This window comes from Parachlamydia sp., from assembly GCF_050255895.1.
GTDB classification, from domain to species: domain Bacteria; phylum Chlamydiota; class Chlamydiia; order Chlamydiales; family Parachlamydiaceae; genus Parachlamydia; species Parachlamydia acanthamoebae.
This window is the reverse complement of the sequence record NZ_JBFWIR010000034.1, coordinates 18,044-32,637: the sequence shown is the minus strand read 5'-3', so window position 1 is coordinate 32,637 and position 14,594 is coordinate 18,044. Positions and strand designations below refer to the sequence as shown.

13 protein-coding genes are annotated in these 14,594 nt (G+C 39.8%); 5 read left to right on the top strand and 8 right to left on the bottom strand.

Annotated elements, in window-relative coordinates:
* Positions 1–548 precede the first annotated feature (548 nt).
* A complete protein-coding gene (gene abc-f, locus AB7E63_RS07535) occupies positions 549–2,474 on the top strand; it encodes a ribosomal protection-like ABC-F family protein (protein ID WP_013924524.1) in 1,926 nt (641 codons plus the stop codon).
* Positions 2,475–2,512: 38 nt separating this feature from the next.
* Here the strand turns inward: abc-f and AB7E63_RS07530 are convergent, their stop codons facing one another.
* From AB7E63_RS07530 to AB7E63_RS07500, 7 genes are all read right to left on the bottom strand, one after another.
* On the bottom strand, positions 2,513–4,594 hold the full coding sequence (locus AB7E63_RS07530) for a sodium-translocating pyrophosphatase (RefSeq protein ID WP_006341296.1): 2,082 nt from the start codon (positions 4,592–4,594) through the stop codon (positions 2,513–2,515).
* Positions 4,595–4,983: 389 nt separating this feature from the next.
* Positions 4,984–5,727, bottom strand: a complete 744-nt coding sequence (locus AB7E63_RS07525) for a hypothetical protein (RefSeq protein WP_428419105.1) — start codon at positions 5,725–5,727, stop codon at positions 4,984–4,986.
* A gap of 548 nt (positions 5,728–6,275) precedes the next feature.
* Positions 6,276–7,022 (bottom strand): hypothetical protein, encoded by a 747-nt coding sequence (locus AB7E63_RS07520; protein WP_428419103.1) that lies wholly within the window; start codon positions 7,020–7,022, stop codon positions 6,276–6,278.
* A gap of 348 nt (positions 7,023–7,370) precedes the next feature.
* The gene (locus AB7E63_RS07515; RefSeq protein ID WP_428419101.1) at positions 7,371–8,606 is read right to left on the bottom strand and encodes a macro domain-containing protein; all 1,236 of its coding nucleotides are present in this window, start codon (positions 8,604–8,606) and stop codon (positions 7,371–7,373) included.
* Positions 8,607–8,650: 44 nt separating this feature from the next.
* Positions 8,651–9,436: a NifU family protein gene (locus AB7E63_RS07510; RefSeq protein WP_006341303.1), complete on the bottom strand. Its 786-nt coding sequence runs from the start codon at positions 9,434–9,436 to the stop codon at positions 8,651–8,653.
* Between the two features lie 10 nt (positions 9,437–9,446).
* The gene (locus AB7E63_RS07505; RefSeq protein WP_006341304.1) at positions 9,447–10,610 is read right to left on the bottom strand and encodes a cysteine desulfurase family protein; all 1,164 of its coding nucleotides are present in this window, start codon (positions 10,608–10,610) and stop codon (positions 9,447–9,449) included.
* Positions 10,611–11,288 (bottom strand): 2,3-bisphosphoglycerate-dependent phosphoglycerate mutase, encoded by a 678-nt coding sequence (locus tag AB7E63_RS07500; RefSeq protein ID WP_036746222.1) that lies wholly within the window; start codon positions 11,286–11,288, stop codon positions 10,611–10,613. It abuts the gene before it with no gap.
* Positions 11,289–11,418: 130 nt separating this feature from the next.
* On the opposite strand from AB7E63_RS07500, the gene AB7E63_RS07495 reads away from it, so the two are divergent.
* Both AB7E63_RS07495 and AB7E63_RS07490 read left to right on the top strand, forming a co-directional pair.
* Positions 11,419–11,733 carry a hypothetical protein gene (locus tag AB7E63_RS07495; RefSeq protein ID WP_006341306.1) on the top strand — a complete coding sequence of 105 codons (315 nt, stop codon included), beginning with the start codon at positions 11,419–11,421 and terminating at the stop codon, positions 11,731–11,733.
* Positions 11,681–12,049 carry a hypothetical protein gene (locus tag AB7E63_RS07490; protein ID WP_226987471.1) on the top strand — a complete coding sequence of 123 codons (369 nt, stop codon included), beginning with the start codon at positions 11,681–11,683 and terminating at the stop codon, positions 12,047–12,049. The genes AB7E63_RS07495 and AB7E63_RS07490 overlap by 53 nt, the downstream gene beginning before the upstream one ends.
* Before the next feature lie 288 nt (positions 12,050–12,337).
* Here AB7E63_RS07490 and AB7E63_RS07485 read toward each other — a convergent pair whose 3' ends face one another.
* Entirely contained in the window at positions 12,338–12,493 is a 156-nt protein-coding gene (locus AB7E63_RS07485; protein WP_428419098.1) for a hypothetical protein, read from the bottom strand.
* A 163-nt stretch (positions 12,494–12,656) separates the two neighbouring features.
* On the opposite strand from AB7E63_RS07485, the gene AB7E63_RS07480 reads away from it, so the two are divergent.
* Together AB7E63_RS07480 and AB7E63_RS07475 are read left to right on the top strand one after the other, a co-directional pair.
* Positions 12,657–13,361 carry a pseudouridine synthase gene (locus tag AB7E63_RS07480; RefSeq protein WP_036746211.1) on the top strand — a complete coding sequence of 235 codons (705 nt, stop codon included), beginning with the start codon at positions 12,657–12,659 and terminating at the stop codon, positions 13,359–13,361.
* Between the two features lie 18 nt (positions 13,362–13,379).
* Entirely contained in the window at positions 13,380–14,540 is a 1,161-nt protein-coding gene (locus tag AB7E63_RS07475) for a small ribosomal subunit Rsm22 family protein (RefSeq protein WP_013924518.1), read from the top strand.
* The last annotated feature ends 54 nt before the right edge of the window (positions 14,541–14,594 follow it).

Here is a 14,594-nt window from a genome sequence, read left to right as displayed (position 1 = left end):
TTCTTCACTGTCAAAAAACTTGCATCGCTCACTGGCTTTGCTTTTCGTTTCACTCGTTAGCGTCTTGCTTATTTGCGAAAGAAACTAAGACAATACAAAAAGACACATTATTTCCGCAACCCCTTTTCGTCATTAAATGAATTTTTACTCGTTTTAACTGCTGCTTTTAAATAAAATAATCCGAAATTTCAATATCTTAATAAAGACGCTCTTGTCGTGCTTAAAACGCTTTTTTGAGAGAATTTGCATATTAATAATGATATTTTGTTCATTTTTTTCCATTTTTTGATATTTCTGCACATTTAATGACAAGAACACTTAAAATAAGCCTTTAAAATGTATTGAGAGATGCATTTTTGAAAATTCAACAAAAATGAATTGTTCGCATCTACTTGTGTTTTAGCTATTTATTGCAAAGTCAAATTTTCCCCATTTCAATACTCTCTTTTTTCAGAGGTCACGCTCACTGCACAGACATTGTAATTTATTTTTAAATCGGTTATATTCAGATAGTTCAATACAATGTTAAACTTATTTTTTCAGGTTTTATGATCTCTGCAATCAATCTCACTATGCGCTATGGCGATAAGATTCTTTTTCGGAACGCCAATTTTCAGCTGAATCCAGGACGCCACTATGCATTAGTTGGACCCAATGGATCTGGGAAATCCACACTCATCAAGATTCTAAGCGGCACCCTTACCCCAGAAAAAGGCGACATCTTCATGCCTTCTCTGATCCGTTTAGGAACTTTAAAGCAAGATCACTTCCTTTATGAAAATGTCTCACTGATTGACACAGTCTTAATGGGAAAACCTATCTTATGGGATGCACTGAAACAAAAAGATCTACTGCTACAAGAAGCCATACTGAGTGAAGACCAATGCCATCAGCTAGCCAATTGTGAAAAACACATTGAAGAACAACAGGGCTATGCTGCAACAAGTCAAATTGGAGAGTTGCTAGAAGGATTGGGATTAAAAGCGAATCTTCACAACAAACCTTTAAAAATTTTGTCTGGTGGTTATAAATTGCGCGTTTTACTTGCTCAAGTTTTGTTCAGTCAACCAGACGTTCTGATCTTGGATGAACCGACTAACCATTTAGATCTTTACTCGATTAAGTGGCTGGAAGATTACATCCGACAATTTTCAGGAACCGTGGTGGTCAGCTCTCACGATCGAAGTTTTCTCAATGGGATTGCAACTGACGTGATGGATTTAGACTACGAAATGGTTAAAATTTACCCAGGAAATTACGATCAATTTGAAACAACTAAGACCTGGGAATTGGAGCAAAAGGAAAATCAACTCGCGAAACAAGAAAAGAAGAAAGAAGACCTGCAAGAATTTGTCGATCGCTTCCGTGCAAAGGCGACCAAGGCTCGTCAAGCTCAATCTAAATTGAAAGCGATGGAAAAGCTTGAAAATGCAATGGAAGAACATTATCTTCCTCCCTCATCTAGACAAGCTCCCCACCTACAATTCCCCATTACACGTCCATCAGGAGTCACCCCATTAAAAATTACGGGAATTCAAAAAGCTTACGGAGAGAAAAAAGTCTTAGAAAATGTGTCATTTGAAGTAGGCCGGGGAGAAAAGATTGCCATTCTCGGTCCAAATGGAATTGGAAAGTCAACCCTACTTGAAATTTTATCTGGCCGCACCCCTTCTGATGCCGGCACCTTTGAGTGGGGACACGCAGCCGGATTCGCCTATTTCCCGCAAGATCATTCTAAGGAATTCAATAAAAAAAGCTCCTTGCTTGACTGGCTTTGTGGCTCTTTACAAGATGTTCAAGAACAGCAAGCCCGTCAAATGCTGGCACAAGTCTTATTTTCAGGCGATGATGTACACAAAACGATTGAAGTTTTAAGTGGCGGAGAAGCAGCTCGATTAATTTTAGCAAAAATGATGTTGGCAAAACAAAACATCCTCATTTTTGATGAACCGACTAACCACTTAGATATGGAAGCTATTGAAGCCCTTATTCACAGCCTGAAAACCTATTCTGGAACCGTTTTATTTGTCAGCCACAATCGATATTTTGTAGCAAGCCTAGCCTCCCGTATCATTGAAATTAATGAAACCGGCATTCACGATTTTCATTGCTCCTATCCTGAATATTTAGAAAAACGAGATGTGGACCATTTAGATCGATCAGCAAAGCGAGCCTCCCAAGCCAGCAAACAATCGCAAAATAAACTTTCTTACGAAGAACAAAAGAAACAACGAAATTTACGCGCCCAACTTGAAAAGCAAATCAAGCGCGTTGAGGATTTATGCCAGCAGCTTGAAACAAAAATAGAAGAAATAGACGCTACCATGGGATCTGAAGGATTTTACGAACGAACGTCTAGAGAAGAGCAAGCGAAACTTTTGTCTAAGAAATCAAAGCTAGAAGAGGAATTGAACCAGACTTTAGAAGATTGGGAAAAAGCCCATCAAGAACTGAACGAAATCGAAAAAGACTAAAAAGCCGAATGGCTTTTTAGTCTTTTGTTTATCCAATGTTACTGCGCCGCTAATACAGCCAACAGCAATAATGCAACGATATTGATGATTTTAATCATCGGGTTAATCGCAGGACCTGCAGTATCCTTGTACGGATCGCCAACAGTATCTCCCGTAACGGCAGCACGGTGAGCATCTGAGCCCTTACCACCATGACGCCCATCTTCAATTAACTTCTTAGCATTATCCCATGCGCCACCACCAGATGTCATAGAAAGGCCCACGAAAAGACCAGTCACAACAGAGCCTAAAAGCATCGATCCTAACGCAATAAACGCCTCTGATTGCCCCACTGTATAAGTTAACGCAAAGTATAGCACAATTGGAGCTGCAACAGGTAAAAGGGAAGGTAGAACCATTTCTTTAATCGCAGCTTTTGTCAACATGTCAACTGTGCGACCATAATTCGGTTTGGATGTACCTTCCATAATGCCCGGATTGTCACGGAATTGGCTACGTACCTCTTCAACAACAGAACCCGCTGCTCGGCCTACAGCCATCATGCAAAGAGCTCCAAATAGATAAGGAAGTAAGCCTCCAATGAACAGTCCGATCACAACATAGGCATTCTCAAGAAGGAACTCCCCTTGATAATCAGGGAAATAACGTCCTAAATCTTCAATAAATGCAGCAAACAAAACCAAAGCAGCAAAACCAGCAGATCCGATTGCGTATCCTTTCGTCACAGCTTTTGTTGTATTTCCTACCGCATCAAGCGCATCTGTCGTTTTTCGCACATCTGCCGGAAGATTGGACATTTCCGCAATTCCACCCGCATTATCTGTTACAGGACCGTAGGCATCCAGTGCGACAACCATACCAGCCAAAGCAAGCATGCTTGTTGCGGCGACAGCAATACCGAAAAGGTCAGCATTGATATAGGAAACGAGGATTCCAACGCAGATCACCACAACGGGAAGGGCTGTAGCTTCCATAGAAACAGCTATCCCTTGGATGATGTTTGTTCCATGTCCAGTTGTAGATGCTTGAGCAATACTCTGTACAGGACGGTATTTCGTCAGGGTGTAGTATTCTGTAATCCACATGAGTAAACCTGTAACGACAAGCCCTGTCAATGCACAATAGAAAAGATTTAAACCTGTAAAAGTGGCGTGGTTCACAGTAAAGGACTGGTCAAATCCAATCAAATACTTAGTCAACCATGCAAGTGCAATCGCTGACAATACTGCTGTAACAATAAACCCTTTATAAAGAGCGCCCATGATGTCTTGGCTTTTGCCTAGTTTGACAAAAAAAGTTCCAACAATGGAAGTTAAAATACAAATCGCACCAATCGCCAACGGATACAACATCATTGTTTCCATGGTTGCACCTGTGAAGAAGATGCCAGCCAAAAGCATCGTTCCAACGATTGTCACAACATATGTCTCAAATAAGTCTGCTGCCATTCCTGCGCAGTCCCCAACGTTATCACCAACGTTATCTGCAATAACAGCTGGATTGCGTGGGTCATCTTCAGGAATTCCGGCTTCAATTTTTCCAACGAGATCAGCGCCAACGTCTGCACCTTTTGTGAAAATTCCTCCACCTAAGCGTGCAAAAATCGAAATGAGCGACGCTCCAAATCCCAAAGAAACAAGGGACTCTAAGAGAGCGCTTAATGAAATATTACTGTTTTTCAAAAATATATAATAGCCGGTGATCCCTAGTAGCCCCAAACTGACAACAAGCATCCCCGTAATTGCACCAGACTTGAATGACACATCTAGAGCCGATGCCAAACCTTGGCGCGCAGCTTCAGTTGTTCTCACGTTTGCACGTACAGAAATGTTCATTCCAATATAACCAGCGGCACCAGATAAGATTGCTCCAATTACAAAACCAAGGCCTACATGCCATCCTAGAAACCAAGTTAAAAATGCAAATACCACAACACCAACCATTGCAATAGTCGTGTATTGACGGTTCAGATAAGCCCTTGCCCCCTCTTGGATGGCACTAGCAATTTCTTGCATGCGTTCATTTCCTGCACTTTTAGATAGCACTGATTGAATCGTTATCGCCCCGTAAAGCAAGCCAATGAGGCCGCAAGCGATCAATCCATATTCATAAGGCGTCATATTTCATCCTTTTTGATAATTTAAGTCATAAGAAAGCGTATTTCATATCGTCAACCTCTTCCGATTGCAATATCGAATAACGAAATGACCCATAGGATGCCAGAATTTCAGATTCTCATACAATAAGAAATCATGCCTGAGAGAAACATCCTATAAGTTTCTTGACCCTTAAAGAAAAATAAAAACTTTGGTTGGAGAAAAGACCCTGAGAAGAGACGGTTTAGTAAAGGCAAATACTGAGAGAGTACACTGAATCTTACACTTTCTTCATCCAATTTATGAGAATGGAAGTTTAACAAATGAACAACGGATCATGCTAGAGCCGTCTTTACTGTAAAGAAGGGGGCTATACTGAAAACTAGTCTTTTAATCCCCATCCCCCAAATAGCTTAGCCAACACCAAAATATCTTTGCTTGAAACCTATAGAGAGAAGCTCTTCTCCTGTTTCCAGGAAGTGGATAAATTCCCGAGAAAATTTACCCTGATAGAGAGGATTTCTCATAACAGACATGTCTTTATTCTTAAGCAACTGAAACATAGCTCCTTTGTAACGAGCATTATTCCCCCTAAATTCCGGATGATCTCGTAGAAACGTTTCGGTTGAGTCATTTTTAATATTAGAACAAAACAGGAGAAATCCCCCTCCATTATCCCTAAAAGCTTTCTGACCTTCGGAATTGGATGCAAAAGCCCCATCCGCATCATTGAAAAAATTACAGCCGCCACTTGATGTGTTTAAAAGGATCACTTTAGAGCATAAATAAGTCCCTTGCATCTGTTTAAAGAACTCGGTTCTTAGCCTCTCTTGGACATTCACTCCTGCGTCACAAAAAAACAGCGCATCCTCTGCAGGGACGGTTCCTCGCCGATCGACATCTTTTGGAAGACAGTAGTAAACGTATTGCCTTTTTTCTTTGAGAAGTCTTTTCTCTTCTTCTGAATATTTATGACTAAATAAGCGAGCTAAAATGTGATGAACCCGATAAATTAAGTGTCTTTGCAAAAAAGAAGCTTTTTCTTCCTTGTAACCACAGCAATAATATCCTTCTTGTACTTTGAGGTTTCTTGCCTGCTTATCGCCAATAAGGTCTATAGGCAATTTGCTTGGTTCTTTCATAAAGCTTATTTTCATAAGATAACCTCTTTTTAGAAAAATCATTATAACAAAAAAAATATTTTTAATCAATAGAATCATTTCTGCAATTAAATCCTTCTAGTATACCACAACCTTAGTTTAGAAGAACTACATCAAGTTTTTTTGGAGAGCACAACATAACCTTAGGTATTTTTTAATTCTGCTATTTTACTTATAAACTGTTACAGTTTGCATAAATGTGACAAAATTTAAAAAAACTCAAAAGAAGAACAATGGACAGAATTTCTTTTCATGATTGTCATTGGAGTTATACTGGCTTATTTCGCAACTTCGTTGCATTAGCAGCCTCTTAATATTGAACTATTATATTTTTTTAAACTTTGACTAAATTAAAAATAGCAATATAGAAGAAAAATTCAGGGAATATACATTTGCATGCTTATCTTATCGCTCAGGATGGGCAAAGTGACGAAGCTCTTAACAAAAAATTTGCTTTTTATGCAAAGCTAAACAATCGTGCTCCAAATGGAAAAATCAACTTTAGCATATTCTTTACTATTTTTTAGGAGGGAAAGTCCCTTAGCTTAGCCAACACCAAAATATCTTTGCTTGAAACCTATAGAGAGAAGCTCTTCTCCTGTTTCCAGGAAGTGGATAAATTCCCGAGAAAATTTACCCTGATAAAGGGGGTCTCTCATGACAGACACGTCTTTATTCTTAATCACCTGAAACATAGCCCCTTTGTAACGAGCATTGTTATCTCTAAATTCCGGATGATCTCTTAGAAATGTTTCGGTTGACTCATTGTTACACTTAGTAGAACAAAAAAGGAGGTATCCCCCATGGTTCTGCCTAAAAGCTTTCTGACCTTCGGAATTGGATGGAAAAGCCCCATCAGCATCGTTGAAAAAATGACTGCCACCACTTGCACTATTTAAAAGGATCACTTTAGAGCATAAATAGGTCCCTTGCATCTGTTTGAAGAACCCGATTCTTAGCTTTTCTTGGACTTGTGCTCCTCCGTTACAAAAAAACAACGCATCCTCTGCAGGGACGGTCCCTCGCCGATCGGCATCTTTTGGAAGACAGTAGTAAACGTATTGCCTTTTTTCTTTGAGAAGTCTTTTCTCTTCTTCTGAATATTTATGACTAAATAAGCGAGCTAAAATGTGATGAACCCGATAAATTAAGTGTCTTTGCAAAAAAGAAGCTTTTTCTTCCTTGTAACCACAGCAATAATAGCCTTCTTGTACTTTGAGGTTTCTTGCCTGCATATCGCCAATAAGGTCTATAGGCAATTTGCTTGGTTCTTTCATAAAGCTTATTTTCATAGACACCCTCTTTTTAGAAAAACCATTGTAACAAAAAAATATTTTTAATCAATAGAATCATTTCTGAATTAAATCCCTCTAGTATACCACAACCTTAGTTTAGAAGAACTACATCAAGTTTTTTTGGAGAGCACAACATAACCTTATTACAGTTTGCATAAATGTGACAAAATTTAAAAAAACTCAAAAGAAGAACAATGGACAGAATTTCTTTTCATGATTGTAATTGAAGGGCTACTATGTTTTTCTAAATTTGATTGAATCAAAAAATAGTCTTCTCTCTCACTTGCTTTTATAGAAAGCCAACTGGAAAATCTACTGCTCAACAAAAGATCGCTTGTAAGGACATTAGGCAGTTTTAAAAACGTCCAGTTTGCTATATTCGTCCCATTCATTGTCTGAATACATGACCAAACGGATCTCTCGCTCAAATGGTTCTAATTTAGAAGCATCAAAAGACTCATCTTCCTCAACCATTTTCTGCAACTGATCTGACTGCAAATCTGTCGTCGGTCCATCTTTGTATTCACAATAACGACGGATAAGGTCCACAACTATAGGAGCAGCATCTTTTGGTGAATACCCAAAAATGCTCTGGCTAATGCAGCAAAATGAGATAGACTTGAGCTGATTCGCATCTAATAATTCTAAGCTATTTAAGTAGGCATTTCTTAGGACTTTAGGTTGCGCTCCGCGAGGACCAACAGCATGTATAATATAGCGGCTGTTCAATCCTAGAGCTCGTGTAATCACAGCTTCACCATTTGGAAGATTCCCGCTTGGAAGATTGGCTTTAATAGGCATGATTTCTGCTTTTAGAAACTCTCCAGAATCTTTAGCACCGGAGAGAGCCCCACTGCGCGACCAAATTTGTCCATCAATTCCTCCCCCTCCTAGCAACCTTTCATTTGCGGCATTAACAATAGCATCGGTATTCTGATCAAGAGTAGATCCCTTTACAAGAACAACTTTAGTTTTACCAAATACCGTTGCAATGCTACCATCTTTTAGCTTTACAGCATGTTTCGGCGGCTCAAGTTCTAAAGAAATATCCAAATGTGCGGCTTCGGCATTTTTTGCTCCAAGAGGATCTAACAAAGTTGAAGACATATGCACGAATTCTGCTTTAGGCACGTTTTCGACCTGTTCCAAAGCTCTGGCTAACGTCGGACTGATAGCTTTTGGACTCGTAGCTTTAGGAATTGGATTCTCTTCCCCTACTTTTGTTATAACGACTCTATCTTGATAATGATTGTATTTGTTAACGCTAGCATTAAATAGTTCAATTAGATCATTGTCAGTAGGAGTTAATTTGTCTTTTATTTGAGTGAAGATTGCTTCATTTTGGTTATAATCCACCCCATATATGCGACGCCCCAGACGAGTATTTGACAACATAGACCAAAAAAATTGCTTCACCTTTCCCAAAGTTTTTACAGATAAGTCTTTCTTTATAACGACTGTTTTTCCGCCTAGCTTGCCTTGATCATCTAATTCACTAAGCTTTTTCAGTTTAGCTGAAAGATCTTCTCGATCCCAGCTAAGCGTTGTATTTTTTAATTTAATGGAAAATTGAGCCGTCATATTATCCACCTTTATATATTAATCCTTCTCTATTATATAGGAAGTTAATTAAATATAGAAGTATCTGGAGTAACTATAATATCTGGATAAACCTTAGCTCTTAAAACTTGCTGAATGTAGGAAAGTGTGGTGCCGATTGATGAGTAGCAAGAGGTACAATTCCCTTGATAGCCAATCACAATCTCTCTGTCTTCTAAGATATTCAATACTTCAACCCCTCCACCATCTAAGGCAATATAAGGTCTAATATCTCGGTTCATAATCTCTTCAATGACAGCAATTTTCTTTTTGATGGTTAACTCTTTCCAACCTGGATACCCACCTTCCACAACTTCACCGATTTCAGATGGCACGGGTGGGGCGATATAACTCTCTGCAACGGGAATTCCGATACATTTTTCGAAAGCATCTTCAATGGCACTTAAAATAAGATTCAAATGGGGGTAGGTTTCTTTGGGAAAAGCGGTTTCTTCAGCCTTATCTCGCACATGCCGATCGATTAATTCGACGCTTATACGTCGAGCTTGGTCGTAGTTTTTTCCAACCATCAGCTCACAAGCAATTTCTGCGGCGCCTATTAAAACTGATTGCCCGTAAGCTTGGAACTTGGCATCGACGATGATCCCATCATCTGTATCTACCAACCAATAAAAGCGAACTAAATTTCCTTCTTCAAGTGATCCTTCTGTCCCTTCTGCTAAAAACATGCAACGAGCTTCTGATTCCTCAGAAGTAAAAAAACCGATGGAGCGCGGGTTGTCAATTTTAGCGGCCAATTTTTTACTATATCGGCTCCAAGGAAAAGGCGTGATTAGGGCTGCGAGACTCATGCTTAATTCTTTACTTTAAAATTTTTTGAGATGCGCGTCTAAGATACTTTGCTGTTTCGGTAACGATCCATGTCGCGCGGTCAATTTCATCTTCCGTCGTCTCACGTGACAAACTGAAACTTAAAGCCGAATGAGCTAATTGGGGATTGATTCCTGAAGCGGCTAAAACTAACCCGATCTGCTGAAAAGAACCGCCTCCAATGCTTGCAAAAACCAACTGTCGGTTAAGCGCGTAGAGCAAAGCTTCATTGGCAATTCCAGGAAAAGCGATAGTCGTTGTGTGTGGAAGTCTTTCTTGTTCATCAAAAAACAAGACCGCTTCAGGATAACTTTCTTTAATTCCAGTTTCCAATTTGTTTCGAAGGCGTGCAATTTCCGTACACATTAAATCTCGCGTTTCAACAGCTTCTTTTGCAGCTGCTGCAAGAGCAACTAAAGCGGGTACATTTAAATTCCCCGCGCGTAATCCACCTTGTTCAAGCCCTCCTAAAATGAAGGAACTGCACTTCACCCCTGCTTTAATGTAAAGACCTCCAGTCCCTTTCGGAGCATGGAAACGATCGCCACTAAATGTGATGAAATCCGCTTGTACTTCTTCCAAATTAAAGAATAGTTTTCCTAGAACATGTGTCGCATCTAGATGAAATTTAATACCCCTTTGCTGACAAAGAGCGCCGATTTCATGCACAGGATTTATAACACCCGTCAAACCATTTGCCCATGAAAGTGAAACGAGGGCAGTTCTTGGAGTGATATGATCGGCAATTTCTTCCGCTGTTACGCGCCCTTCCTGATTGGCAGACACAAACTTACCAACACAACCATGTTGTTCAAGTCGGCTAATCGCCATCAGCGCAGGGGCTTCATCCTGATTGGCACAAATCAATTGATTTCGACCTGTCGGCAACACGATATCGTGAAAAGCTGCCGTAAAAACATGATTCACGGCTTCTTCCCCTGAAGAAGTAAAAATAATGTCATCAACCTCTTTCGCACCGATTAAAGCGTACAAGGCTTTATAGCTTTCAGACATTGCAGGGAATAATTCTTGTCCCATCCGGTGCGGCGCTGAAGGTGTTCCCCATCGATCCGTCAAAAAAGGAAGCATTTCACTGACAGCCTTCTTAGATGGACGTGTCACAAGGTTATTATCTAAATAAATTCCATTTGGCATTTAAGACTCTCTGATTACTTTACCATCTTGGAACATATAGAAAATAGGCTCTCCAGTGGCTAATTCAAGATTTAATACTTCTTCCCGCGACAACTGATCTAAGTACATGATGATCGAACGTAGGGAATTTCCATGCGCAGACACAAAAACATTTTTGCCTTCTTGTAGCTGAGGAAGGATATTTTCTTCAAAATAAGGAATTGAACGCGCAGCTGTCATCTCCAAACTTTCCCCATTTGGAGGCGGGACATCAAAACTTCTACGCCATATTTTTACTTGATCAGCTCCAAATTTTTCGGCAGTTTCAGCTTTATTTAATCCTTGCAGTTCGCCATACATTCGCTCATTTAGTTCCCAAGCACATATCACTGGAATACACGACTCTTCTGCAGTCTTACTATAGATCTTTCCCCACTCTTGGAGTTTTCCTTGCCCAGGATGAAGAATCACGGGAGTTTTTCCCGATGTATGGCGACTCATGGCAAGCATAGCAGTCATTTGCGCACGCATGAGTGATGTTGTATAAATGATATCAATCGGGATGTCTTTAATTCGATCTCCCCCCACCAAAGCTTCTTCAATACCAAGAGGTGAAAGAGGGATATCTACCCAGCCAGTAAAGAGATTCAGACGGTTCCATTCCGATTGTCCATGGCGCATTAAAATGAGCTTATTCATAGCTTTCTCCTCTTTGATCTTTTTAGGATAGCGTGAAAAAACTAAACGAGCAAGCGGTAATCTGGCCCTCGATCGACAAATATCAAAAGACATATGTAGAGTTCCTGCAAGATTTAACCAGGGATTCGAATTGCTAGAAAAACCCACTATCTCCATTCAAGAATTTAATAAAGTTGAAATGGCCATTGGAAAGGTTGTTGCCATTTCAATTAACCCACATGCCAAAATTCCTGCTTATCTTCTCGATCTGCAATTTAATGGTCCCCTAATGGGAAATAAGGGCTTTTATTCAGGTTCGGCTCAATTCACCTCCAATCACACAACCGACGAAATAATGAACCAGCAAGTTGCGTGTATTTTGAACTTTCCACGCAAACAAATTGGCAGCCATTATGTCCGATTGCTTAGTGACGGGGGTTCAAAAAACTACTGGAACGTCAGATGAAAAACGAAAGACGACTGTACTTTTTCGCCCGTCGAGTCCCGTTGAACTTGGAGAAAAAGTTGGGATTTTTCCTCAGCAACGTTTTCTCAACCAAAACAAGAGAGACTTAACTTGGGATGATTTTTTAAAAGTAGATTTGAAGATCGGGAAGATAGAAAAAATCGAAAAAGAAGAATTGCATAAGGATTACAAAACAGTATTTATAAGATTGAATTTCGGAAGCACCCAAAAATTGGGTATGGGTCTATTTAAGCAAAATTTTTGGGTTGGAAGCTTAATAGGGAAACAAGCCCTGTCCCTTTTAAATTTACAATAAGAGGACTTTCCTTATGAAGCATCCGCCATTCTTTGCGCGGTGAGTGGCCGAGCCATTTTAGAACCAGCAAAGAAAATTGAAAATGGATATCAATTGGCTTAAGCCTGAATGGCTATTCATCCAGGCTTATCATGCAGATTATTTATCATCTTTTAGATGTTCAGGCTCACTAAATTCTAATTGAAATTGCTGGGGACCGATTTTATGACTTGGAATAGGAATCACTTTTACAAATAATTTAGAGCGAGATGTTTCAATTTCATACCCCTCTTTCTTTTTTTTGATTTTTTAAATCACTTCCCCTGCTCCAATCGATTCTGAAAACTTCTTATCGTCTAGGATAGCTTTAATCTCTACGCTACTTTGCGCTAAGGGAGACAGCAAAGCACATAAGCTCTGCGATACCAGTAAAAAAGCAACGAATAAAATGCCCCGTCTTTTCATTGTTCCTCCTCAAGGTTCTTATATTTTCCTTTTTTAAATTTGCTATTGAAAAAACACAAGGAAAATAGCTAAAGCAAACGATTTGTTTAATTTTTTTTATCTTTTGACTTTTTTTAAGAACTTCTTTATTATTTTCTTTAATCATTACATTAAAGATTACTCGATGGATAAAACAAAACAAAGATTAAGTAAAGTGATGGCTGCTGCAGGTGTTGCATCGCGCAGAGCTTGTGAAATGCTGATTTTCGACGGTTGTGTCACCGTTAATGGAGAAGTCACTCTCGTTCCTCAAACATTAGTGGATGAAAACGATGTCATCACTTGTAAGGGGCAATCTGTCGGCAAAAAACAAAATAAAGTCTATTACATTTTAAATAAACCTATTGGATACATCTGCTCGAACAAACGAAATAAAGACTCCAAAATTGTTTTAGACTTGTTTGACACAGTTGAAGAAAGACTATTTACGGTCGGCAGATTAGATAAAGATACAAGCGGATTGATCATCGTCACAAACGATGGCCACTTTGCCAATCGCGTGATCCATCCATCAGCAAATATTCACAAAGAATACTTAGTTAAAACAAATGAGGAAGTGGAAGCAGAGCATTTAAGTGCGCTTTCTAGTGGAACTCTTGTTGAGAAAACGTTTGTACGTCCTATCCGAGTCAGTAAAGTGAGACGAGGGACCCTAAAAATTACGATTGCCGAAGGGAAAAAGAGAGAGATCCGTCTTTTGATGGAATCTGCAAAACTCCCTGTTTTAGAATTAACACGTATTCGAATTGGGGGACTACATCTAGGTCCTTTACAACCTGGTGAGTGGAGAGAAATGACCGCTCGTGAACAAACCCTCCTTTTTGAATAAAACGGACTCCGAAAAATTATGAAAAGAAAACCTATTCCAAAAGCCGATCTTGAAACTTTAATTCCACTTTTAATGGGAACGTGGCGACGCTTTCATAAAATTTCTGGCCCTTCTGATCGCTTACAAACAAGAGAATTTCGTGGAGTTGTTGAAGCAATCACTCAACTACAAGAAGCTTTTAATGCAGGAACCCCACCCAAAAAACATTACTTTGAAGATCCTAAGCTCCTCGGTGCTTATCTTCTGTATCAATGGGTTGTTCACTACCAACAAGGCTTATCATTACTTGGAGAACTCCCATCCTCTCCAAAACGGGTTTTAGACCTCTGCAGCGGCCCAGCCCCTTTTTCTTTTGCCGCTCTGAAACATGGTGCCCGCGAAGTTTTTGCCTTAGATCAAAATCAAACCGCCTTACAACTCGCAGGTGAAATTTCAGGACGCTACGGCTTTCCTATCCAAATACGGCGCTGGGAACACCCCTCTTCTTTACCTGTTTCTGGGGAATTTGACTGCATCATCTTAGGGCATTGCTTGGAAGAGCTTTTTCCAATTTCTGTCAAAGGTGCTATTGAAAAGCAGCAACAGTTTTTAGATTATCTGCTTCGTTTACTGACTCCACATGGCTATCTTGTAATTGTAGGTAATTCCTTCGGAGAATCTAATAATCGCATTCTTCAAATCCGCGACGCCATGGTCAAGAAAAGAGTTCCAATTCAAGCACCTTGTGTGTGGCAAGGAGAATGCCCTGCTCTGCAAACTAGCAATAGCCCCTGTTATGCACAACGTGAATTTGAAAAGCCTTATCTGATTAAGGAACTACAACGTGCAGCTCAGATTAATCTTAGCTCCTTAAAAATGTCTTATCTGATCTTAAGAAGCCCCCAAGCTGCCTGGCCAAAGCTCGAACAGGAACAAGCGCTGTATCGGATTATTAGCCCCCCTGTTGACTCTTTCCAAGGGAAAAAGTTTTATCTTTGTGGAACGGGAGGGAAAAAATCCCTATCTTCTCGCTTACCAGAACACCCTCCTGAATCAAAAGCATTTGACTTTTTGCGAAGAGGCGACCTGATTTCCATTGAAAAAGCTTTCGAAGTCAAATCCTCTTATGAAATTATTGCAGAGACCTCATTGAAGTTAAAAGCTCCAGCTGGCAAACCCTTGCCTGAAATTGAGCCCTAACTTTTTGTATGTCAGCTTAATCAAACCTTAACATTTAATAGACAAAGTAATTTC